This window comes from Streptomyces sp. NPDC002669 (assembly GCF_042889165.1).
Lineage (GTDB): Bacteria > Actinomycetota > Actinomycetes > Streptomycetales > Streptomycetaceae > Streptomyces.
In genome coordinates, this window is record NZ_JBIAQQ010000003.1 from 362,855 (window position 1) to 384,046 (window position 21,192).

Consider the following 21,192-nt stretch of genomic DNA (forward strand, 5'->3'; position numbering starts at 1 on the left):
ATGAACCCGTTGCACCCTCGCACCGCCGCCGTCGTCGAGCGGCTGCTGGGCGACGACTGCCCGCCGTTCGCGCTGCTGCGCAGGCGCACCCCCGGCCACGACCACGACGTCGTCGACGTACTGATCGGCCGGGTGCACGAGGCCGCCCGGCTCGCCGACCTCCCGGTCGGCGCGCTGCCCACGCTGGCCCTGGTGCCGTTCCGGCAGATCGCCGAGCGCGGTTTCGACGTGCGCGACGACGGGACGCCGCTGTCCGTGCTGGTCGCCGACGAGGCGTACGGGCTGCCGCTCGCCGAGGTGCTGGACCACCTGCCGGTGAAGGACGTGCGCGTCGAGGGCGGTGCCTTCGACATCGGGGACGAGGAGTACGCCGGGATCGTGCGGCGGGTCGTCGAGGACGAGATCGGCCGGGGCGAGGGGGCGAACTTCGTCATCCGGCGGACCTTCCGGGGCGAGATCCCCGGCTTCGGCCGGACCGACGCGCTGGCCCTGTTCCGGCGGCTGCTGGCCGGTGAGCGGGGCGCGTACTGGACCTTCGTCGTGCACACCGGGGACAGGACGCTGGTCGGGGCCAGCCCCGAGGTCCATGTGCGGATGTCCGGCGGGACCGTCGTGATGAACCCGATCAGCGGAACGTACCGCTATCCCGCCGAGGGACCGACGACCGGGAGCCTGCTGTCCTTCCTCGCCGACCGCAAGGAGACCGAGGAGCTCTCCATGGTGGTCGACGAGGAACTGAAGATGATGTGCACCGTCGGCGACATGGGCGGGGTGGTGGTCGGGCCGCGGCTCAAGGAGATGGCCCATCTGGCGCACACCGAGTACGAGCTGCGCGGACGCTCCTCGCTGGACGTGCGGGAGGTGCTGCGGGAGACGATGTTCGCGGCGACGGTCACCGGCTCCCCGGTGCAGAACGCCTGCCGGGTCATCGAGCGGTACGAGGCCGGCGGGCGCGGCTACTACGCGGGGGCCCTGGCCCTGCTGCGGCAGGAGCCGGACGGGACGCAGACCCTGGACTCGCCGATCCTGATCCGTACCGCCGACGTCTCGGCCGACGGGCGGCTGCGGGTGCCGGTCGGGGCGACGCTCGTACGGCATTCCGACCCGGACGGCGAGGTCGCCGAGACCCATGCGAAGGCGGCCGGGGTGCTCACCGCGCTCGGGGTGCGGCCGGGCCGGCCGCGGGCCGAGGGGGCCCGGCCCCGGCTGGCGGGCGACCCGCGGGTGCGGGCCGCGCTGGACGCCCGGCGGGACGGCCTCGCGCCGTTCTGGCTGCGGATGCAGGAGCGCGCCCACGAGCTGTCGGGCCGGGCGCTGGTGATCGACGGGGAGGACACCTTCACCGCGATGCTGGCGCACCTGCTGCGTTCCTCGGGGCTGGACGTGTCGGTGCGCCGCTACGACGAGCCGGGGCTGCGCGAACTGGTGCGGGCCCACGAGGGGCCCGTCGTGCTGGGCCCCGGGCCGGGCGACCCGGGCGACGCCGCCGATCCGAAGATGCGGCTGCTGCGCGGTTTCGCCGCGGAGCTGCTCCGGGAGCACCGGCACGGTCTGCTGGGGGTCTGCCTCGGCCATGAGCTGATCGCGGCGGAGCTGGGGCTGGACATCGTCCGCAAGAGCGTGCCGTACCAGGGCGCGCAGACCCGGATCGACCTGTTCGGGCGGCCGGAGACGGTCGGTTTCTACAACAGCTTCACCGCGCGCTGCGACGGGGACGCGGCCGCCGGACTGGCGGCGCGCGGCGTCGAGGCGAGCCGGGACACGGCGACCGGTGAGCTGCACGCGCTGCGCGGGCCGGGCTTCGCCTCGGTGCAGTTCCACCCGGAGTCGGTGCTGACGCTGCGCGGTTCGGCGATCGTGACGGAACTGCTGGCGGGGCTGCCGGTGGCCGGCTGAGGAGCCGGAGGAAGCGGACGGGGTCCCGGTCCTCCCGGAGGGTCCGGGGCCCCGGTTCTTCGGGGCGGGCCGGGGCTCAGGTCTTCGGGACCGTGCGGGGCTCAGGCCTTCGGGAGCGCCGGGACGAGGACGTTCTCACTGCGGCGGCCGGCCAGGTAGTCGGCGACGTTCCGCACCGTGGCGTCGATGATCTGCTCCACGGCGTCGCGGGTGTAGTACGCCTGGTGCGAGGTCACGATGACGTTCGGGAAGGTGACGAGCCGGGCGAGGGTGTCGTCGTCGATGCCCTCCAGGGACTTGTCGAGGAAGAAGAGCCCGGCCTCCGCCTCGTACACGTCCAGTCCGACGCCCAGGAAGCGGCCCGCGCGCAGTTCGGCGATCAGGGCCGTGGTGTCGATGAGTCCGCCGCGGCTGGAGTTGATCAGGATCGCGTCGTCCTTCATCCGCGCCAGGGCCTTCGCACCGATGATGTGGTGGGTCTCGGGCAGCAGCGGGACGTGCAGGCTGACCAGGTCGGACTCGGCGAGCAGCCGTTCCTTGTCCACGTACCTCATGCCGAGTTCGACGCAGGCGGGGTTCTCGGCGACGTCCCAGCCGAGCAGTTCCATGCCGAAGCCGTGGGCGATCCGGGTGAACGCCTCGCCGATCTTGCCGGTGCCGATCACCCCCGCCGTGCGGCCGTGCAGATCGCGGCCGAGGAGGCCGTCGAGCCGGAAGTCGAAGTCGCGGGTGCGGCCCGCGGCCCGTACGACGCGGCGGTTGACGGCCATCGCGAGGGTCCAGGCGAACTCGGCGACCGAGTACGGCGAGTAGGAGGAGACCCGGGCGACCCGCAGGGCGAGCCGCTCGGCGACGTCGAGGTCGATGTTGTTGAAGCCGGTGGAGCGCTGGGCGATCATCTGCGTGCCCCCGGCCGCGAGGGTCTGCAGCACCCCGCTGCCCAGGTCGGCGTTGACGCTGGTGGAGATGATCTCGTGGCCCGCCGCGATGGGGGCGGTGTCCTTGTTCAGGAAGACGTCCAGGCAGCGGACCTCGTGCCGGCCCGCGAACGCCTTCTCGATCAGCGGCTTCTCGTCGGACTGCACGCCGAAGGCCAGGATTTCCACGACTTCTCCCGTTCACCGCGCGGAGCTGGGGCATGGGCCGGTCCCCCGGCCCCGGCTTTCGCGAATATACGGCCCGGGGCCCCGGCCCGCCGCCCGGCCGACGGCCCCGGCAGGCGCTCAGACGTCGTCGAGGCCGCGCTCGATCGCGTACCGCACCAGCTCCACCCGGTTGTGCAGCTGGAGCTTGCCCAGGGTGTTCTGGACGTGGTTCTGCACGGTGCGGTGCGAGATGACCAGGCGCTCGGCGATCTGCTTGTACGAGAGTCCCTTGGCGACCAGTCGCAGCACCTCGGTCTCGCGCTCGGTGAGCTGCGGGGCCTTGGGCTCGTCGGACGCGGCGGGCGCGGGGTCGGAGGCGAGCCTGCGGTACTCGCCGAGGACCAGTCCGGCCAGGCCGGGGGTGAAGACGGGGTCGCCGACGGCGGTGGACCGCACGGCCTCGGTCAGCTCCTGCGTACTGGCCGACTTGAGCAGGTAGCCGGTGGCGCCGGACTTGACCGCTTCCAGGACGTCGGCGTGCTCGCCGCTGGCGGAGAGCACCAGGACCCGCAGCCCGGGGTTGGAGCCGACCAGTTCCTTGCAGACCTGGACCCCGGGCATGCCGGGCAGGTTGAGGTCGAGCACGAGGACGTCCGGCGCCGCGGCCCTCGCCCGGCGGACGGCCTGCGGCCCGTCACCGGCGGTGGCCACCACCTCGAAGCCCGACTCGGAGAGGTCTCGGGCGACGGCGTCGCGCCACATCGGGTGGTCGTCGACCACCATGACCTTGATGGGCCGTTCCTCCGTGCCCCGGGTGTTCTCCGTGCTCATCCTGCTGATCCCGCCTTCCCCCGTGAAACCTTCGGTATCTTCAACTCGACCTCGGTGCCCTGGCCGGGCACCGAAATCAACTCCGCCGTGCCGCCCAGGTCACGCAGTCTCCCCCGGATCGACAGGGCGACCCCCATCCGCCCCTCCCCCTCGGCCTGGGCGAGCCGCCCCTCCGGGATTCCGGGGCCGTCGTCCCGGACCGTGACGATCACCTCGTCCGGCCAGTCCTCGACGAGGATCCACGCCTGGGCATTCTCCCCCGCGTGGACCCTGACGTTGTCCAGTGCGGCGCCGACCGCGGCCGCCAGCTCCTTCGCGGCGGCGGGTGCGAGCAGCACCGGGGCGCCGGGCTCCGCGAAGCTGACCCGGGAGCCCGCGTGCGGGGCGAGCAGGGAGCGCAGGTCGCAGTCGGCCCGGCCGGACGGTTCGTCCTCGTCGACCTCGACGCTGCGGACGACCGCGCCCTCGGCGGCGTCCTCGGAGACCCTGGTGGTGGGGACGAGCCCGCTGGAGACCAGGGTGCGCAGGGCCACCTCCTGTTCCCCGGCCATCCGGCCCAGTTCGGCGGCCTCCCCGCCGAGGGCGGTGCCGCGGCGCTGGACCATCGCCAGGACCTGGAGCACGCTGTCGTGGATGTCCCGGGCCAGGCGTTCCCGCTCGCGGGTGGCGGCCTCGATCTCCAGGGCGCGGGCGAGGGTGCGCTCACTGGCCCGGGCGACCTCGACGACGTAGCCGATGGCGACCGAGGCGACCCAGACCAGCAGGACGTTGTGGAAGGTGTCCCGGCTCGGATTGCCGCGCTCGACGATGTTGGCGACGGCCACGAAGGTGGAGGCGAAGGCCGCCCAGCGCCAGCCGCCCTTGATCGCGAAGGCCAGTACGGAGCCCGCGGTCCAGATGGACGGCAGCGTCGGGCCGTCCATGGACCGGGCCTCGACGTTGGCGAGGGGGGTGAGGAGTATGCCGGCGAGCGCGATCGCCAGGTCGGTGCCGAGGAAGCGCTTGGTGCAGGCGACGGCGCCCGAGACCTTCGGGAGGGTGGCGAGCGTCCAGACCACCAGCACCGCCAGGTAGGCGACGGCCACCCACGGCCGTTCGTACTTGTCCCGGCCGTAGACGGAGAGCAGCACCGCGTACAGCATCGTCAGGACGCGGTACCCGGTCAGCGCGCGCCACAGCGGCTGCTCGACCGACATCCGTACGACCCGCTCGCGCCTGGCCATGGTCCCCACCCCCCGGACGGAAACGACGCGCGGACGCGCCGTACCGTTCCGTCACCCTCGCGTTCCGGTCCCTGCGCCCGTGTTCTTCTCCGCACCGGCGTTCTTCTCCGCCTCGGCGCGGTGCTTCGCCTCGTCCGCGAGCTGCCGCTTGGCCGCCGTCGCGTAGATGTCGACGTACTCCTGGCCGGAGAGCTTCATGATCTCGTACATCACCTCGTCGGTGACCGAGCGCAGGATGAAGCGGTCGCCGTCCATGCCGTGGTAGCGGCTGAAGTCGAGCGGCTTGCCGATCCTGATCCCCGGGCGCATCAGCTTGGGCACCACCTGGCCGGGCGGCTGGATCTTCTCCGTGTCGATCATCGCGACGGGGATGACGGGCGCCCCGGTGGCCAGGGCCACCCTGGCCAGTCCGCCGGGCTTGCCGCGGTAGAGACGGCCGTCGGGCGAGCGGGTGCCCTCGGGGTAGATGCCGAAGAGGCCGCCGCTCTCGACGACCGCGATGCCCGCCTTGATGGCCGCCTCGCCCGCGCCGCGGGCGCCGGAGCGGTCCACCGGAAGCTGGCCGACGCCCTTGAAGAAGGCGGCGGTGAGCTTGCCCTTCACGCCGGAGCCGGTGAAGTACTCGGACTTGGCGATGAAGGTGACCTTGCGGTCCAGGACGGCCGGCAGGAAGAACGAGTCGGAGAACGACAGGTGGTTGCTCGCGAGGATCGCCGGCCCCTGCGCGGGGATGTTCTCCAGGCCCTCCACCCATGGCCGGAAGGCGAGCTTCAGGCCCCCGCCGATGGAGAACTTCATTGCGCCGTAGATCAACTCGGGTGCCTCCTGTGTGCTGTCCGACAGACCTTAACCCGTGCGGGCGCCCGCGCTCCCGCCCGGCACGGGGCCGACGCCGCGGCCGGGGCCGCGACGGCCCTGGTCGGTGTCGGCCCGGTCGCGTACGGTGAAGTAGCGGCCGAGGCCGTAATCCTTCCGCACACCCTTTTTCCGCTCCCTTCGCGAGCCTCACGAACAGGAGACCTTGGTGCCGGTCCTTCCCGGAGCCGAGCCGTTCCGCCACGACGGCGGAGAGGTCGGCGTCCTCCTCTGTCACGGATTCACCGGCTCCCCGCAGTCGCTGCGCCCCTGGGCGGAATACCTGGCGGAGCGCGGGCTGACGGTCTCGTTGCCGCTGCTGCCCGGACACGGCACCCGCTGGCAGGACATGCAGCTCACCGGCTGGCAGGACTGGTACGCGGAGGTGGACCGGGAGCTGCGCGGTCTGCTGGAGCGGTGCGAGCGGGTCTTCGTCTTCGGGCTGTCCATGGGCGGTGCGCTGGCGCTGCGGCTGGCCGCGAAGCACGGGGACGCGATCAGCGGTCTGGTGCTGGTGAATCCGGCGAACAAGGTGCACGGCCTGGCCGCGCACGCGCTGCCGGTCGCCCGTCATCTGGTGCGGACCACGAAGGGGCTGGCCGACGACATCGCCCTGGAGGGCTCCGCGGAGGTGGGGTACGACCGGGTGCCGCTGCACGCGGCGCACTCGGTGCGGAAGTTCTTCCGGCTGGTCGACGCCGAACTGCCCCAGGTCACCCAGCCGATCGTGCTGCTGCACAGCCCGCAGGACCATGTGGTGCCGCCCGCCGACTCGGCCCGCATCCTCGGCCGGGTGTCGTCGACGGACGTCGAGGAGATCCTGCTGGAACAGAGCTACCACGTGGCGACGTTGGACCACGACGCGGAGCGGATCTTCGACGAGAGCCATCGATTCATCGGCCGCCTCGCCCCGAGCGTCGGACAGAAGGGGAGCACGTCAGGTGGCTGAGCACGACGCGGAGCGCGCGGACGGCGAGGAGGAGCGCGAGTCCCTCCCCGCGGAGGGCCGCAGGCCCCTTCCCGCGGAAGGACGCGAACCCCTTCCCGCGGAGGGCGCGGCCGTGCCCGACGACGGTACGGGCCCGCAGGACGCCCCGGCCCAGAAGGCGCCGCCGGTGTCCGGGGGCGACCGGCCCGGCCCGGGGCTCGACGAGGACGCCGCGTGGCAGGCGATCGTCGCGGGGTACGGCGAGGAGCCGCCGGACCCGCCGGGCGCCAAGCCGTTCAGGTCGGTCGAGGACCTCGCGCTGCTGGAGGACGAGGGCCGGTCGGAGGTGCTCGACCCGGACAAGGGGCTCGGGAAGAAGGCCCCGAAGCCGCCGGAGCGGCCGCTCGGCAGCTCGGTGGTGTTCGCCCCCGGCGTCGGCGTCGGCGGCCCGCGCGACTACGAGGTGGCGGAGCCGAAGGACGACGACCTCGACGAGGGCGACGAGGGGCATTTCGTCCCGCCGGAGCCGCCGCCGCTGCCGGAGGCCGACGTCACGGCGAAGTTCGCCTGGCTCGCGGTCGTCGGCGGCCCGGTGCTGATGCTGGTCGCGATCCTGCTCCAGTGGGAGATGACCTGGTGGCTCACGACGGTCTGCGTCGGCGGCTTCCTGGGCGGTTTCGTCACGCTGGTGGCGCGCATGGAGGACGACGACGAGGAGGACGACGACCCCGGGCGCGGGGCGGTCGTCTGATCCGGCGCGGGAACCCGGTGGCCCGCCGCGCCGCCGGGTTCTCAGCCGCCCGGCGCGCCGGGCGGCAGGAGGCGGGTCGCCGGGACCCGTAGCGCCGCCAGTACCGGCAGGTGGTCCGTGGCCGCCCGCAGGTCCGCCTCGGTGACCCCGGGCAGCCCGGCCGGGACGCCGCAGCCGAGCACCTCGATGCCCCCGGTCGCGAAGATCGCGTCGATGCGCTTGCGCGGCCCGTCGGCCGGGGAGGTGTTCTCCTCGCCCCACGGCCGGACCGCCCAGCAGTCCTGGAGCCGCCCGGCCAGCCGCCGGAACGCCGGGCCGGTCGGTACGTCGTTGAGGTCGCCGGCCGCGACGGCGTGTTCGGCGCCCATCGTCTCCAGCCGTTCCAGCAGCAGCTCCGCCTGGGTCAGGCGTTCGTCGCGCTGGAGGCTCAGGTGGAAGCTCAGCAGGCCGATCCGGGTGCCCGCGATCCGTACCACCGAGGTGGCGAAGCCCCTGCGGTGCAGTCCGGGGGTGAGTGGCAGCAGGACGTCCTCCGTCCGCTCCACCTGGGCCCGCAGCGAGCACAGCAGCAGCGGTCCGGCCGCCGTGGCACCGCCGCCGAGCACGACCAGTCCGGTGCGGGCCGCGAGCCAGGCGGCGCGCTTGCGCCAGCGGAAGAAGCGCGGCGCCTCCTGGATGAGGACCAGGTCGGGGGCGCAGGCGCCGATGACGCGGGCCAGTGCCTCGCAGTCGTCGCGCATCGACCGGATGTTGTAGGAGAGCACCCTGATGACGGCCGAACCATCCGGCTCGGTACGGGAGTCGGGCAATGGTGTCAGGACCATGTGTCTCACGATACGACGGACGCCCGCCGCTCCCCCCGGGGGCGCGACGGGCGTCCGGCAGGCTCTCTCAGAGCCTGCCGGGTGGCCTCTGGCCGGGCGGCCACGCCCTGGCACGCACTCTTCCGGCGTTGCCGAAATGCCCAAGTAGCTCCGCTACGAGGACATCCCGGCGCCTTGGAATCGCACGCACCGGACCGCGTCCGCTGTCCGGTCGAAGGCCGCCCGGCAGGCTCTCAGCCCTGGCGGGCGAGGTCCGCCGCACCCACCAGTCCTGCCTCGCCGCCCAGTTGGGCCGCGAGCACCTGGGCGTGCGGGCGCCACTGGCCGCCGATCAGCCAGCGCCGGAATGACTTGCGGATCGGGTCGAGGACGAGTTCGCCCTCGTCCGACACACCGCCGCCGACGATGAAGGCGGACGGGTCGAAGAGCGAGGCGAGGTCGGCGAGTCCGGCACCGGCCCAGCGGGCCAGCTCCCGGAACGAGTCGATCGCGACCGGGTCGCCCTGCCGGGCGGCCTGGCTGATGTGCTTGCCCTCGATGCCCTCCACCGTGCCGTCGCCGAGCGACAGCAGGACGGTGGCGTTCTCCGGGGTGGCGTTGGCGCGCTGCCTGGCGTACCGGACCAGGGCGCGCCCGGACGCGTACTGCTCCCAGCAGCCCTGGCTGCCGCAGCCGCAGAGCAGGCCGTCCGGGACGACCCGGATGTGGCCGAACTCCGCCGCCACGCCGAAGCGTCCGCGGCGCAGCTTGTTGCCGATGATGATGCCGCCGCCGAGGCCGGTGCCGAGCGTGATGCAGATGACGTCGTCGTGGCCCTGTCCGGCGCCGAAGCGGTATTCGCCCCAGGCCGCGGCGTTGGCGTCGTTCTCGACGACGACGGGGAGGCCGACGCGCTGTTCGACCTTGTCCTTCAGCGGTTCGTGACGCCAGTTGATGTTCGGGGCGAACAGCACGGTGGCGCGCTTGTCGTCGACGTAGCCGGCGGCACCGATGCCGACGGCCTCGATGCTCCGTCCCTCGCTCGCGCCGGACACGGCCGTCGCGATCGCGTCCACGATGCCTTCGGCGGTCGGCGGGGTCGCCACCTTGTGCGTGGAGAGGATGCGGCCCTCTTCGTCGACCACGCCGGCCGCGATCTTCGTGCCGCCGATGTCGACGCCGATGGTGAGTCCCATGAATCCCTCAGTTCCGGTCGAGCCCCGCTGGTGCCAACCGTACCCGAGCCGAGCCCCCGGTCCTTTCGCCGCCGGTCAGTCCAGGTCGATGTGTTCGCCCGCGGCGGGGGGCTCGTCGCGCGGGTCGGTGGGGTCACCGGCCTGCTTCTTCGTGCCCTCGGGGTCCCCGGCCTCCCGGGTCCAGCGGCGCTCCTGGCCCTCGACGGCGGAGCGGTAGGCGGCGAGGAGTTCGCCGCCGGCCGCCGCGATGTGGTCGAAGACCTCGGGGTTGCGTTCGATGACGGGCCCGACGGCGGACTTCGCCTGCTTGATGATCTGCTGCACGGTGCCCTGGGCCGCCGCGCCGAGCAGCGGCGTCTGGAGGGACGAGACCTTGTCGGCCACGGCGTCGACCAGCTTGCGCAGTTCCTCGGCGGCGGAGCCGGGCGGCGGTCCCTGCCGCTCGCGGCGGCGGGCCTTCTCCGCCTCCAGGTCCTCGGCGCAGGCCCTGGCCCACGCGTCGTCGTCGACGGGACGATCGGTGGCTTCGCTCATGGCGGACTCCTGCGACGGGGTGGGCCCGCGACACGGTGTGGCGGGGGCCCGGCGTACGGGGCACGTACTACCGACGTTACCCGAACCGCGACCCGCCGTTCAGGGGGTCCGGCGGCGGATGCCGCACCGCCCGCCGCCGGGTCCGCTCAGTCCGTACGGGGCCACAGGCCGGGGTCCGGCGTGAACCGGACCCGGAGCACCCCGTCGGTGAGGGCGGCGCCGGAGACGGTGCAGCGGCGCAGCCCGGACTCCAGGGGGACGATCCGGTGGAACGGGCCCACGGTGAGCAGCAGTTCGCCGCCCCGGCGGACCAGCTGGAGGTCCTCCTTGACGGCGCCGGGCAGCGGCAGGCACCAGACGAGGACCGGGTCGCCGTCGGCGGAGCGCGGGGCGGGCACGACCCGGCCGCCGGAGCGGGGTCCGTCGAAGCCCTCGGGGGCGTCGGGGTCCTCGGTCCACCAGGGGTCGTCGGCCCGGCCGGGGGGCTGCCCGTCCAGGCGTCCGGCCAGTCCGCCGTCCGCGCCGGGGCCGTCGGGGGCGGTGTCCAGGAGGGCCAGGTCGTCGAGGCCGCGCGGGTCGCGGCCGAGGTGGGGGACCTCGCACAGGGCGGTGTCGGGCGCCCACTGCTCGTACCAGTGGTCCACGGTCTTCTCCTGCTGCGCGGCCAGCGCCGCGAACCAGGGGTCGGCGGAGTGCCGGGGCAGCGTCCGGTTCACGACGAGGGTGTCGACGCGCAGTCCGTGCAGGGCGAGGCCGGTGCGGGCGGTGCGCAGGGCGTCCTCGGCCGCGGGGCCGGGCTCCGCGACCAGCCGGACGGTGGTGGTGCGGTCCTCGATCAGGGCCTGGACGGCGGCCAGCTCGGCGTCCTTGCGGGCGGCGGCCTCGTACAGCCACTGGGCGGGCATGGGGACGCCGGCGAGCTGGGCGAGCATCGGGCGCAGGGCGCGGGCGGCCTGGCGTTCCGGGGGCAGCAGCCGGCGCAGGTAGCGGCGCAGCTGTTCGGGCAGGGCGAGCACGGCGAGCGCCTCGCGCAGCGGCGGCAGGTCGACGACCAGGAGGTCGAAGCGCCCGTCCGACCAGTCGCCCTCGGCGGCCCGGCGCAGCGCGTGCAGCAGGGCGAGCTGGGTGCTGCCGGGGAGTTCGGTGAGCTCCTCGCCGTCCAGCCGGTTCCCGCCGAGCAGGTCGAGCACGCCGGAGGCCCGGTCCTGGAGGGCGAGGAGTTCGTCGCGGAAGTGCTCGCCGGAGTCGACGCGGGCCGACCACAGGTGGTCGGCGACCTCGACGGGCCCGGTCTCCGCGGGCAGGCCGGGCACGGCGTCGGCGGAGAGCAGCAGGGTGCGGCGGCCGCGGCGGGCCGCCGCGAGGGCGGTCGCCGCGGCGAGGGTGGTACGGCCCGCGCCGCCGGGACCGGTGACGAGGACCGTACGCATGGGGGTCAGGCCCTCGGGCCGGACTCGACGCGCTTCTTCAGTCCGGCCAGGGCCCGGTCGATGATGACCTTCTCGGCCTTGCGCTTGATCATGCCGAGCATCGGGATCTTGACGTCGACGGTCAGCCGGTAGGTGACCTGGGTGCGGTCGCCGCCGAGCGGGGCCAGGACGTACGAGCCGTCGATGGCGCGCAGCATCTGGGACTTCACGAGGGTCCAGCTGACCTCGTGGTCGCCGGTCCAGGTGTAGGCGAGGGTGTGGTCGTCCTTGATCGCTCCGGCGTCGAGGACGAGACGGACCTTCTCGGCGCGGCCCTGGTCGTCGGTGGAGAGGACCTCGGCCTCCTTGACCTCGCCGGTCCACTCGGGATAGCGGTCGAAGTCGGAGATCACTCCCATGACGTCGGCCGGCGCCGCCTCGATCGTGATGCTCGAGCTGGTGTGTTCAGCCATCGCCGTGGCTCCTCCAGTGCGGTGTACCGGTGCGTCGGCAGTGGACTGCCGCCTGAAGGCTATCGCGTGTGCGCGGCGCCTCGTCCCGGGGTGCGCTCCGGCGCCGTCACCACTCCAGGGCCCAGGGCCTGCCGGAGGAGGCGAAGTGGCCGACGTTGACGCATTCGGTGGCGCCGATCCGCATCCGGCGGACCAGCGGCTGGTGGACGTGGCCGAACAGCGCGTAGCGGGGGCGGGTTCTGCGGATGGCGTCGAGCAGGGCCCGGCTGCCGCGCTCGAAGCGGCGCGCCACCGTGTCGTACGTCAGCTCCGGCACGTCGGGCGGGATGTGGGTGCAGAGCACGTCGACCGGGCCGATCGCCTCGATCTTGGCCGCGTACTCCTCGTCGTCGATCTCGTACGGGGTCTTCATCGGGGTGCGCAGGCCGCCGCCGACGAAGCCGAGGACCCGGCCGCCGATCTCGACGCGCTCGCCGTCCAGGACGGTGGTGCCGGCGCGCGCGTACTCGGGCCACAGGCCGGGGATGTCGACGTTGCCGTAGGTGGCGTACGTGGGGGTGGGGAAGGCGGCGAAGAGTTCGGCGTACTGCTTGCGCACCGCCGAGACGATCGCCGCGTCGCGGTCCATGCCCGCCCACAGGGAGCGGCCGAACGCGCGGGCCTCCTCGAAGCGGCGGGCGGTGCGCAGCGCGACGATCCGGTCGGCGTTCTCGACCCCGAAGAGGTCGGGGAAGATGCCGCGCGAGTGGTCGGCGTAGTCGAGGAAGAGCACCAGGTCGCCGAGGCAGACCAGGGCGTCGGCGCCGTCCCCGGCACGGGCCAGCGCCTCGGTGTTCCCGTGCACGTCGCTGACCACGTGGATGCGGGTGCGCTGTCGGGTCGATGTACCCCGGCTGTCCGGTCCGGCTCGCATGACGGCCACCCTAGAACGCCGCCGTCCACCTGGGTAGAGGCCGCCGGACCTGCGCTTACCCTCGCGCGGCCGGGTCGGTGGACTACTGTGCGCGCAAGGACCACCGTTGTGTGTGACACGTAAGACATCTGGTCCGGACCCCCTATCGGGAACCGAGTACCGGTGGGTAACGTCCGGGCAGTCCAGTCGTGCTCACTTCACGGAGCACCGCCCGTCTTGGACCGCAGCCGGTGCGTCACACAGAGCCGTGGCACCGGAGCCCGATGAGGAGCAGCAGTCTTGCGCGAGTTCAGCCTTCCGGCCCTGTACGAGGTCCCCTCGGACGGCAACCTGACGGATCTCATCCGCCGCAATGCCGCTCAGCATCCCGATGTCGCGGTGATGAGCCGCAAGGTCGGGGGAGTGTGGACCGACGTCGACGCCACTCGGTTCCTGGCCGAGGTCAGGGGCGTGGCCAAGGGTCTGATCGCTGCGGGCGTGGAGGCCGGCGACCGGGTGGCCCTGCTCTCGCGCACCCGTTACGAGTGGGTGCTGCTCGACTTCGCGATCTGGAGCGCGGGCGCGGTCACCGTGCCGGTGTACGAGACCAGTTCGCCGGAGCAGATCCAGTGGATCCTCGGCGACTCCGGCGCCACCCTGTGCGTCGTGGAGACCGGGGCGCACCAGGAGTCCGTGGTCTCGGTGCAGGACGGTCTGCCGGCTCTGAAGGGCATCTGGCGGATCGACGACGACACGATCGCGCAGATGTCGGCGCTCGGCGAGGAGGAGGTCTCCGACGAGACCCTCGACCTGCGGATGGCCGGCGCCAAGGCGGACGACCCGGCCACCATCGTCTACACCTCGGGCACCACCGGCCGGCCCAAGGGCTGTGTGCTCACGCACCGCAGCTTCTTCGCCGAGTGCGGCAACGTGGTGGAACGGCTGAAGCCGCTGTTCCGTACCGGTGAGTGTTCCGTGCTGCTCTTCCTGCCCGCGGCGCACGTCCTGGGCCGGCTGGTCGAGGTGGCCTCGGTGATGGCCCCGATCAAGCTCGGCTGTGTGCCGGACATCAAGAACCTCACCGACGAACTGGCCTCGTTCCGGCCGACGCTGATCCTCGGCGTGCCCCGGGTCTTCGAGAAGGTGTACAACGGGGCGCGCGCCAAGGCGCAGGCCGACGGCAAGGGCAGGATCTTCGACCGGGCCGCGAACACGGCGATCGCCTACAGCCGCGCGCTGGGCACCGCGCAGGGCCCGTCCTTCGGGCTGCGGCTGAAGCACAGGATCTTCGACCGGCTGGTCTACGGCAAGCTGCGGGCGGTGCTCGGCGGGCGCGGCGAGCACGCGATCTCCGGGGGCGCGCCGCTGGGCGAGCGGCTCGGCCACTTCTACCGCGGGATCGGCTTCACCGTCCTGGAGGGCTACGGCCTCACCGAGACCTGTGCGGCCACCGCCTTCAACCCGTGGGACCGGCAGAAGATCGGCACGGTCGGCCAGCCGCTGCCCGGTTCGGTGGTGCGGATCGCCGACGACGGCGAGGTGCTGCTGCACGGCGAGCACCTGTTCACCGGCTACTGGAACAACGAGGCGGCGACGGCCGACGCACTGGCCGACGGCTGGTTCCACACGGGCGACATCGGCACGCTCGACGAGGACGGCTACCTCACGATCACCGGCCGCAAGAAGGAGATCATCGTCACCGCGGGCGGCAAGAACGTCGCTCCTGCGGTGATCGAGGACCGCATCCGCGGGCACGCCCTGATCGCCGAGTGCCTGGTGGTCGGCGACGGCCGGCCGTTCGTGGGCGCGCTGATCACCCTGGACGAGGAGTTCCTGGGCCGCTGGGCCGCGGAGCACGGCAAGCCGGCCGGGGCGACGGCCGCGTCGCTGCGCGAGGACCCGGAGCTGCTGGCCGAGGTGCAGCGGGCGGTGGACGACGGGAACGCGGCGGTCTCCAAGGCGGAGTCGGTCCGCAAGTTCCGTGTCCTGTCCTCCCAGTTCACCGAGGAGGCGGGCCACATCACGCCGTCGCTGAAGCTGAAGCGGAACGTGGTGACGAAGGACTTCGCGGACGAGATCGAGTCGATCTACCAGCGCTGATCCATACCTGCGCAGAGGAGAGGGCGGCCCGCACGGAATGCGCGGGCCGCCCTTCCGCGCCGTGCCCGTCGCGGGGGGGCCGGGCGGGCCGGCTCGTGGCGGGGTCAGAGCAGGGCCCGCAGCCGCTCGGCCAGCAGGTCCCAGCGCCATTTCTCCTCGACCCAGGCCCGTCCCCGCTCCCCCATCCGCCGGCGCAGTTCCGGGTCGTGGAGCAGCGTGACGATCCGCTCGGCCGCCTCGTCGGCGGAACCGCCGCGCACCACCCACCCGGTCTCGCCGTCGAGCACCGCGTCGGGCGCGCCGCCCGAGTCGCCCGCCACCACCGGGAGCCCGGTCGCGGACGCCTCCAGGAAGACGATGCCCAGGCCCTCCACGTCGAGGCCGCCGCGGCGGGTGCGGCACGGCATGGCGAAGACGTCGCCCGCGCCGTAGTGCGCGGGCAGTTCCTCCCACGGCACCGGCCCGGTGAACCGTACGGAGGCGTCGACCCCGGTCCGCACCGCCAGGCGCTTCAGGTCGTCGGCGTACGGGCCGCCGCCGACGATCAGCAGGACCGCGTCGGGCACCTGCGCGAGGATCTTCGGCATCGCGAGGATCAGGGTGTCCTGGCCCTTGCGCGGCACGAGCCGGGACACGCAGACCACGACGGGCCGGTCGGCGAGGCCGAGCCGGGCCCGGACCCGGTCGCCGCCCGATCCCGGGTGGAAGGTCTTCTCGTCGACGCCGGGCGGCAGCTGGACCATGCGGCCGGCCGCCGCGGGGGTGAGTGCGGGGGCGATCCGGGAACGGGTGTACTCCCCCAGGTAGGTGATCGTGTCCGTGCCCTCGCCGATCCGGCGCAGCAGCTGCCGGGAGGCGGGCAGCTGGGCCCAGCCCGCCTCGTGGCCGTGGGTGGTGGCGACCAGGCGGCGGGCGCCGGCCCGGCGCAGCGCGGGTGCCATCAGACCGAGCGGGGCGGCGGCCCCGAACCAGACGGAGGCGCAGTCGTGTTCGCGCAGCAGCCGCACGGCGCGCCGGGTGACCGCCGGGGTCGGCAGCAGCATGGTCGTGCTGTCGCGCACGACGGGGAAGGGCTGCTCGGCGTCGAAGGCGGCGGTGGCCGCGCGGCCCTCGGGGCTCCGCTTCCAGGTCGAGGCGTACACGACGATCCGTCCGGGATCCAGGCGCAGGGCCATGTTGTGCAGGAACGCCTGGATGCCGCCGGGGCGGGGCGGGAAGTCGTTGGTCACGATCAGGGTCTTGTCCATCCCGGCCGACAGTACCGGCAGGCCCTGCCCCGATGGCTCCCGCACCGGCCGTACGGGCATCATGGCCCCTCGTACCCACCCGGCCGAACCCCGCGGTACCGGCCGACGAACAACGGATGAGGCGTTCATGACGGGATCGACCGGCGCCCGGCTCGCCGTCGCGGTGTGGGCCCTGACCAGGGTCGCGCTGCTGCTCTGCGTCACCAAGGTGATCACACTGCCCGGCCCGGACGTGACCAGTGACGTCTCGGTGATCTACCACGGCTGGTCCGAGGTCCTGAAGACCGGTACGTATCCGCAGTCCGACGTCACCTGGCAGTACCCGCCGCTGGCCGCGCTGGCCGTCCTGTCCCCCGCGCTGCTGCCGTTCCTCGACTACGCCTCGGCGTTCTTCGTCCTCGCGTTCCTCTGCGACGGGCTGGTGCTGGCGCTGCTGCTGTACGCGGGCCGGGGCGGCGGCCGGTCGGCGGCGGGCGGCTGGGTGTGGGTGGCGGGGGTGCCGCTGCTCGGCACGACCGCGTACGCCCGGTACGACGTGATGGTCACGGCGGTCGCGGTGGCGGCGCTGCTGGCGGGGCTGCGGCAGCCGCGGGTGCTGGGGGTGCTGGCCGCCGTCGGGGCGCTGCTGAAGGTGTGGCCCGCGCTGGTGCTGGCCGGGACGGCGCGCGGCCGGCACACCCGCCTGGCGTGGTCGGCGGCGGCGGTGACGGCGGGCGGGCTGCTGGGGGTGTGCGCCCTGGCGATGCCCGGTGCGCTGGACTTCCTCGGCTCCCAGCGCGACCGGGGCACGGAGGTCGAGTCGCTGGGGGCGCTGGTCTTCCACGTGGCGCGGCAGTTCGGCTGGCAGGGCCGGGTGGAGTACCACTACGGCTCGATGGAGTTCCTGGGGCCGTACGTGCCGCTGGTGAGCACGCTGGCCCTCGGCCTGTCCGTCGTCGCGTTCGGCTGGCTGCTGGTGTGGCGGCTGCGGGCCCGGGAGTTCGGGGCGAGCACCCCGGCCGACGCGGCGTTCGCGGCGGTGCTGCTGTTCACGACGACGAGCCGGGTGATCAGCCCCCAGTACATGCTGTGGCTGGTGGGGCTGGCGGCGGTCTGCCTGGTGTTCCGCGGCAGCCGGATGGTGCTGCCCGCCGTGCTGGTGCTGGTCGCCACCGGCATCACCCAGTGGGAGTTCCCGCTCGGCTTCGTGCACGTGGTGTCCAGCGACGCGACGGGGGTGACGCTGATGTTCCTGCGCAACGGCCTGCTGGTCGCGGCGACGCTGACGGCCTGTCGGCGGCTGTGGCGGCGGACGGTCGTCGCGGCGCCGCGCGACGGCGGCCGGGTGCCCGCCTCCCGGTCCGGCGCCGACCGGGAGACCGAGCCGGCCACGCCCTGAACGGGGCGTGGGTCACGGCGCGGGCGTGCGGCCCAGCCGGGTGCGCAGGTGGTCCCGCCAGCGGGCGGTGAACTCCCGCGGCGTCGTGTCCAGCACCTCCTCCATGGCCCGCTCCACCGCCCCGTCCCGTCCCGGATGCCCTCCGACGGCCCGGTAGAAGGCGACCAGCTCCGCCTCGCCCCAGTGGTCGGCGATCAGCTCGCAGGCCGCCCAGCCGCCCTCGTACGCCCTCGCCAGGCGCGCGGGGTCGCCCGCGAAGCCGAAGTCCTCGTCCGTGGGGAGTCCGGCGGGTACGTCTCCGCGCCGGACGGCGTCCGCCAGTTCCGGGGCGATCCGTGCGGCGGGGCGGTCCTCGGCGCGGTAGGCCGCCCAGTCGGCGAAGCCCTCGGAGAGCCAGGTCGGGGTGGCCGCGGAGGTGCGGGCGCGGGTGGCGACGTGGGTGGTCTCGTGGGTGAGGACGATCCGTCGTCCGAAGGTGCCGAGCGTGCCGTACGCCTGCGGGTTGACGATCACCCGGTCCGCGGGGCCGCGGCCGGTGCCGCCGGTCCGCCCGGTGGTGACGGCCGCGATGCCCCGGTAGTCGTCCGTCGGCGGCCCCAGCAGCCGCGCCATGTCCTCGACGGTCCGCGGCACGAGCACCACCACGCGGCCCGCCCAGCGCTCCGGCCAGGCCCCGGACACGGCGGGCACCGCGCGGTCCGCGGCCCCGGCGATGTCGCGCAGCTCCCGCTCCGTGCGGCCCACCCCGAGCACGAGGCTGCGGCTGCCGGGCACCACCCGGACGTCGCCCTGCTGCCAGAGCTGCGCGCCGCCGTCCCCGTCCGCCGCCCGGTCCCCGGAGATGTACCAGCGGCCGTCGGTGCCCTCCCGCCTCAGGTCGAGCACCCGGTCGTCGAGGACCGGGGCCGCGTCGTACCCCTTGATCCGGTAGCGCAGCTGGACGTCCGCGACGGCCCGGTCGGCGCCCCGCCCGGTCACGCCGCGGAGCCGGTACGTCCACGAGGCGAGCGGTACGTCGGCGAGGTTGGCCAGCTCCCGGCGCTGGGCCGCGCGCAGGGCGGTGGCGCGCGGGTCGGTCACCGCCAGGTAGGCGGCCGGGTCGTGGTCCAGCACGGCCGCCGCCCTGCGCTCCAGGGCGGTGCGGACGGCGCGGGTGGTGGCGTCCGGGGCGGCCGGGTCCTCGGGGGCCGCGCAGCCGGAGGCCAGGAGCAGCCCGGCGAGCAGCGCCCCCGCCGTGCGTCCCTTCCGGTCGCGCACCCACCTGTCGGTCACCCGACCGAGGGTACGGTCAGACGCGGGTGACCGACGAGACCGGCATCATGCCGACCGGGTCGTAGCGGACCGGGGCGCCGGGGTACGGGGCGTGGATCACCTGGCCGTGGCCGACGTACATCGCGACGTGACTGGCGTCCGCGCGGTAGACGACCAGGTCGCCGGGGCGGGCCTCGGAGAGCGGCACCATGTGTCCGGCGTACCGCTGGGCCTGCGAGGTGCGCGGCAGGGCGACCCCGGCGCGGGCGTACGCCCACTGCATCAGCCCGGAGCAGTCGAACCCGTCGGGCCCGTTGGCCCCCCAGACGTACGGGCGGCCCAGCGCCTGCCGGACCGCCAGGACGGCGACGGCCGCCCGCGCGGAACCGGCCGGCAGGTCGGCGAGGCCGGGGAGCGCCCCGTCCCGCCCGGAGCGCGAGGCCCGCTCGAAGCCGGCCCGGTCGGCGGCGGGCATCGCGCCCAGGATCCGCCGGGCCTCGGCGAGTTTGCGCTCGACGGTCCGCTTGTGGCGGGCGGCGGCCGCCCGGTTGCGCTCCAGCTCGGCCAGCGCGTGCTTGGCCTCCGCCCGGATCTGCTCCAGGTCGCGCCGGGCCCGCAGCAGCTCGCGCAGTTCCTCGGCCTGACGCCCGGTCACCCGCTCCAGCACGGCCGCCCGGTCGAGGTAGCTGTCCGGGTCCGAGGAGAGCAGCAGCGCGACCGAGGGGTCGATGCCGCCGGAGCGGTACTGCGCGCTCGCCGCCGAACCGACCACGGTGCGCATCCGGTTGACCCGCTCCTGGCCGCGGGCCGCCCGGTCCCGGGCCCGGTCGAACTCGCCGCGCAGCCGCTCGGCGTTCTCACCGGCCGCGTTGTACTGCTCGGTGGCGCGCTCCGCCTCGCCGTACAGCCGGTCCACGCGGGCCTGGGCGGTCCGGGGCGTGTCCTGCGGTTCGGCGTGCGCGCCGCTCGTGCCGAGTGTGGCGGCCGCGGTCGCCGCGGCGGCCGACAGGACCGTGGCCCGGACCCCCGGACCGATACCGGACTGTGTGGAACGGCGATGGGACACCACGGGACGCCGCACTCCTTCCGCGCTACGCAGACGCGCGCGGCCCCTGCCGCCCGGACGGGCGGACCGACGAGCGGGAGCCGCACAGCAGACAGACAGTAGTCGGACGGTCACGGAGCGGACAAAGACCGGGCCGGGCGCTCGGACGGCGGAAACGACGGCGCCCCGCCGGTGACCTGTGGTCTCCGGCGGGGCGGGCCGTTCGTGGGGGCGAGGGAATTCGCCCGTTCGGGCGCGTATCAGCCGACGCGCACGCCGAACTGGAAGCTGCCGATGGTGTTCATCGACTCGTAGCGGACGAACGTGCCCGGGTACGGGGCGTGCAGGACGGTGTTGTTGCCCGCGTAGAGCGCCACGTGCGAGGTGTTGTTGAAGAAGACCAGGTCGCCCGGCTTCAGCGCGCTGCGCCCGATGTGGACCCCGTCGTTGATCTGGGTGTACGTGACCCGGGAGATCTGGACGTTGGCCTGGGCGTAGGCCCACTGGGTCAGCCCGGAGCAGTCGAAGGCGTCGGGACCGGTGCCACCGCGGACGTACGGCTTGCCCACCTTGGAGGAGGCGGCGTTCAGGGCGGCGGCACCCCAGGAGGAGGCGGGAACCTCCTTGCCCAGCTCGATCCGGTCGCCGGCGTCGCGGCTGGCGCGCTGCTCCTGCTCGCGGAACTTCGCCTTCTCGGCGGCGGTCAGGGTGTTGTACAGGCGCTGCGCCTCGGAGAGCTTGTCCTGGAGCTTCTTCTTCTTCGCCCCGAGCGTCTCGCGGATGTCCGCGAGGTCGCCCAGCTTGTCCTGGGCCTCCTTGCGCTTCTGCGCGAGGGAGCGCTGCTTCTCCTGGATCTTCTGGAGCGTCTCGGTCTGCTTGGCCGTCAGCTGGTCGAGCGCCGACGCCTCGTCGAGGTAGGTGTCCGGGTTGGACGAGAGGAAGAGCTGGACCGACGGGTCTATGCCACCGGAGCGGTACTGCGCGGCGGCGAGCGAACCGAGGCCGTTGCGCAGGTTGTTGACCTCCTGCTGGCCGCGGGCCACCTTGTCCTGGAGCGCGCCGACTTCCTTCTCGAGCTTCTTCTGCTTCTCCTTGGCGCCGTTGTACTGCTCGTTGGCGACGCCGGCCTCGTGGTTGAGCTTGTCGACCTTTGCCTTGACCTCGCTCTTGGAGGGCTTGGGGTCTGCCTGGGCCGCCTGGGAGGACAGGGCCACGGCCGCGGCGGCGGTCGCGGTGAGCACAGTCACACGGGCGCGGCTCGGCTGCTTGGGACGACGGTGGGACGCCACGGAGGC

General features: G+C 73.6%; 20 protein-coding genes. 5 read left to right on the top strand and 15 right to left on the bottom strand.

Going from position 1 to position 21,192, the window contains the following annotated elements:
* The gene (locus ACFYW1_RS06465; protein ID WP_388987875.1) at positions 1–1,896 is read left to right on the top strand and encodes an anthranilate synthase family protein; all 1,896 of its coding nucleotides are present in this window, start codon (positions 1–3) and stop codon (positions 1,894–1,896) included.
* 101 nt (positions 1,897–1,997) lie between these two features.
* On the opposite strand, the gene ACFYW1_RS06470 is transcribed toward ACFYW1_RS06465, so the two are convergent.
* The 5 genes from ACFYW1_RS06470 to ACFYW1_RS06490 all read right to left on the bottom strand — a co-directional run bounded on the left by ACFYW1_RS06470 (position 1,998) and on the right by ACFYW1_RS06490 (position 6,013).
* Complete coding sequence (locus ACFYW1_RS06470) at positions 1,998–3,002, bottom strand: 2-hydroxyacid dehydrogenase (RefSeq protein WP_388987877.1); 1,005 nt, start codon at positions 3,000–3,002, stop codon at positions 1,998–2,000.
* Between the two features lie 117 nt (positions 3,003–3,119).
* Positions 3,120–3,812 (bottom strand): response regulator, encoded by a 693-nt coding sequence (locus ACFYW1_RS06475; RefSeq protein ID WP_388987880.1) that lies wholly within the window; start codon positions 3,810–3,812, stop codon positions 3,120–3,122.
* Positions 3,809–5,035: a MacS family sensor histidine kinase gene (gene macS / locus ACFYW1_RS06480; protein WP_388987883.1), complete on the bottom strand. Its 1,227-nt coding sequence runs from the start codon at positions 5,033–5,035 to the stop codon at positions 3,809–3,811. Before macS ends, ACFYW1_RS06475 begins: the two co-directional genes overlap by 4 nt.
* 51 nt (positions 5,036–5,086) lie before the next feature.
* The gene (locus tag ACFYW1_RS06485; RefSeq protein WP_388987886.1) at positions 5,087–5,848 is read right to left on the bottom strand and encodes a lysophospholipid acyltransferase family protein; all 762 of its coding nucleotides are present in this window, start codon (positions 5,846–5,848) and stop codon (positions 5,087–5,089) included.
* 33 nt (positions 5,849–5,881) lie between these two features.
* A complete protein-coding gene (locus tag ACFYW1_RS06490) occupies positions 5,882–6,013 on the bottom strand; it encodes a hypothetical protein (protein WP_388987889.1) in 132 nt (43 codons plus the stop codon).
* A gap of 46 nt (positions 6,014–6,059) precedes the next feature.
* Here ACFYW1_RS06490 and ACFYW1_RS06495 point away from each other — a divergent pair, with 46 nt between their 5' ends.
* Positions 6,060–6,839, top strand: coding sequence for an alpha/beta hydrolase (locus ACFYW1_RS06495; RefSeq protein ID WP_388987892.1), 780 nt, complete (start codon positions 6,060–6,062; stop codon positions 6,837–6,839).
* Positions 6,832–7,569, top strand: coding sequence for a hypothetical protein (locus ACFYW1_RS06500; RefSeq protein WP_388987895.1), 738 nt, complete (start codon positions 6,832–6,834; stop codon positions 7,567–7,569). The genes ACFYW1_RS06495 and ACFYW1_RS06500 overlap by 8 nt, the downstream gene beginning before the upstream one ends.
* A gap of 41 nt (positions 7,570–7,610) precedes the next feature.
* Here the strand turns inward: ACFYW1_RS06500 and ACFYW1_RS06505 are convergent, their stop codons facing one another.
* The 6 genes from ACFYW1_RS06505 to ACFYW1_RS06530 form a co-directional block, all read right to left on the bottom strand.
* Positions 7,611–8,393 carry an endonuclease/exonuclease/phosphatase family protein gene (locus ACFYW1_RS06505; RefSeq protein WP_388987897.1) on the bottom strand — a complete coding sequence of 261 codons (783 nt, stop codon included), beginning with the start codon at positions 8,391–8,393 and terminating at the stop codon, positions 7,611–7,613.
* Between the two features lie 233 nt (positions 8,394–8,626).
* Positions 8,627–9,568 (bottom strand): ROK family glucokinase, encoded by a 942-nt coding sequence (locus ACFYW1_RS06510; protein ID WP_388987900.1) that lies wholly within the window; start codon positions 9,566–9,568, stop codon positions 8,627–8,629.
* A gap of 75 nt (positions 9,569–9,643) precedes the next feature.
* Positions 9,644–10,102: a DUF5304 domain-containing protein gene (locus ACFYW1_RS06515; RefSeq protein ID WP_388987903.1), complete on the bottom strand. Its 459-nt coding sequence runs from the start codon at positions 10,100–10,102 to the stop codon at positions 9,644–9,646.
* Between the two features lie 146 nt (positions 10,103–10,248).
* Positions 10,249–11,532 (bottom strand): ArsA family ATPase, encoded by a 1,284-nt coding sequence (locus ACFYW1_RS06520; RefSeq protein ID WP_388987906.1) that lies wholly within the window; start codon positions 11,530–11,532, stop codon positions 10,249–10,251.
* 5 nt (positions 11,533–11,537) lie between these two features.
* The gene (locus tag ACFYW1_RS06525; protein WP_388987909.1) at positions 11,538–11,984 is read right to left on the bottom strand and encodes an SRPBCC family protein; all 447 of its coding nucleotides are present in this window, start codon (positions 11,982–11,984) and stop codon (positions 11,538–11,540) included.
* A 106-nt stretch (positions 11,985–12,090) separates the two neighbouring features.
* Positions 12,091–12,897, bottom strand: coding sequence for a metallophosphoesterase (locus ACFYW1_RS06530; RefSeq protein ID WP_388987912.1), 807 nt, complete (start codon positions 12,895–12,897; stop codon positions 12,091–12,093).
* Between the two features lie 279 nt (positions 12,898–13,176).
* Between ACFYW1_RS06530 and ACFYW1_RS06535 the strand changes: the two genes are divergently transcribed.
* A complete protein-coding gene (locus ACFYW1_RS06535) occupies positions 13,177–14,976 on the top strand; it encodes an AMP-dependent synthetase/ligase (protein ID WP_388987915.1) in 1,800 nt (599 codons plus the stop codon).
* Positions 14,977–15,080: 104 nt separating this feature from the next.
* On the opposite strand, the gene ACFYW1_RS06540 is transcribed toward ACFYW1_RS06535, so the two are convergent.
* Positions 15,081–16,223, bottom strand: coding sequence for a glycosyltransferase family 4 protein (locus tag ACFYW1_RS06540; protein ID WP_388987918.1), 1,143 nt, complete (start codon positions 16,221–16,223; stop codon positions 15,081–15,083).
* Positions 16,224–16,350: 127 nt separating this feature from the next.
* On the opposite strand from ACFYW1_RS06540, the gene ACFYW1_RS06545 reads away from it, so the two are divergent.
* Positions 16,351–17,601 carry a glycosyltransferase 87 family protein gene (locus tag ACFYW1_RS06545; protein ID WP_388987922.1) on the top strand — a complete coding sequence of 417 codons (1,251 nt, stop codon included), beginning with the start codon at positions 16,351–16,353 and terminating at the stop codon, positions 17,599–17,601.
* A gap of 12 nt (positions 17,602–17,613) precedes the next feature.
* Here the strand turns inward: ACFYW1_RS06545 and ACFYW1_RS06550 are convergent, their stop codons facing one another.
* From ACFYW1_RS06550 to ACFYW1_RS06560, 3 genes are all read right to left on the bottom strand, one after another.
* Entirely contained in the window at positions 17,614–18,873 is a 1,260-nt protein-coding gene (locus tag ACFYW1_RS06550) for a hypothetical protein (RefSeq protein WP_388987925.1), read from the bottom strand.
* Positions 18,874–18,889: 16 nt separating this feature from the next.
* Positions 18,890–19,921, bottom strand: a complete 1,032-nt coding sequence (locus ACFYW1_RS06555; RefSeq protein ID WP_388987928.1) for an NlpC/P60 family protein — start codon at positions 19,919–19,921, stop codon at positions 18,890–18,892.
* 236 nt (positions 19,922–20,157) lie between these two features.
* The gene (locus ACFYW1_RS06560; protein WP_388987931.1) at positions 20,158–21,186 is read right to left on the bottom strand and encodes a C40 family peptidase; all 1,029 of its coding nucleotides are present in this window, start codon (positions 21,184–21,186) and stop codon (positions 20,158–20,160) included.
* Between the last annotated feature and the right edge of the window lie 6 nt (positions 21,187–21,192).

What these genes read in the sequence shown, in the direction of transcription:
- ACFYW1_RS06530 (WP_388987912.1), bottom strand. Translation starts at nt 12,897, where the DNA reads ATGCGAGCCGGACCGGACAGCCGGGGTACATCGACCCGACAGCGCACC.
- macS (WP_388987883.1), bottom strand. Translation starts at nt 5,035, where the DNA reads ATGGCCAGGCGCGAGCGGGTCGTACGGATGTCGGTCGAGCAGCCGCTG.
- ACFYW1_RS06510 (WP_388987900.1), bottom strand. Translation starts at nt 9,568, where the DNA reads ATGGGACTCACCATCGGCGTCGACATCGGCGGCACGAAGATCGCGGCC.
- ACFYW1_RS06515 (WP_388987903.1), bottom strand. Translation starts at nt 10,102, where the DNA reads ATGAGCGAAGCCACCGATCGTCCCGTCGACGACGACGCGTGGGCCAGG.
- ACFYW1_RS06475 (WP_388987880.1), bottom strand. Translation starts at nt 3,812, where the DNA reads ATGAGCACGGAGAACACCCGGGGCACGGAGGAACGGCCCATCAAGGTC.
- ACFYW1_RS06465 (WP_388987875.1), top strand. Translation starts at nt 1, where the DNA reads ATGAACCCGTTGCACCCTCGCACCGCCGCCGTCGTCGAGCGGCTGCTG.
- ACFYW1_RS06525 (WP_388987909.1), bottom strand. Translation starts at nt 11,984, where the DNA reads ATGGCTGAACACACCAGCTCGAGCATCACGATCGAGGCGGCGCCGGCC.
- ACFYW1_RS06540 (WP_388987918.1), bottom strand. Translation starts at nt 16,223, where the DNA reads ATGGACAAGACCCTGATCGTGACCAACGACTTCCCGCCCCGCCCCGGC.
- ACFYW1_RS06520 (WP_388987906.1), bottom strand. Translation starts at nt 11,532, where the DNA reads ATGCGTACGGTCCTCGTCACCGGTCCCGGCGGCGCGGGCCGTACCACC.
- ACFYW1_RS06505 (WP_388987897.1), bottom strand. Translation starts at nt 8,393, where the DNA reads ATGGTCCTGACACCATTGCCCGACTCCCGTACCGAGCCGGATGGTTCG.
- ACFYW1_RS06545 (WP_388987922.1), top strand. Translation starts at nt 16,351, where the DNA reads ATGACGGGATCGACCGGCGCCCGGCTCGCCGTCGCGGTGTGGGCCCTG.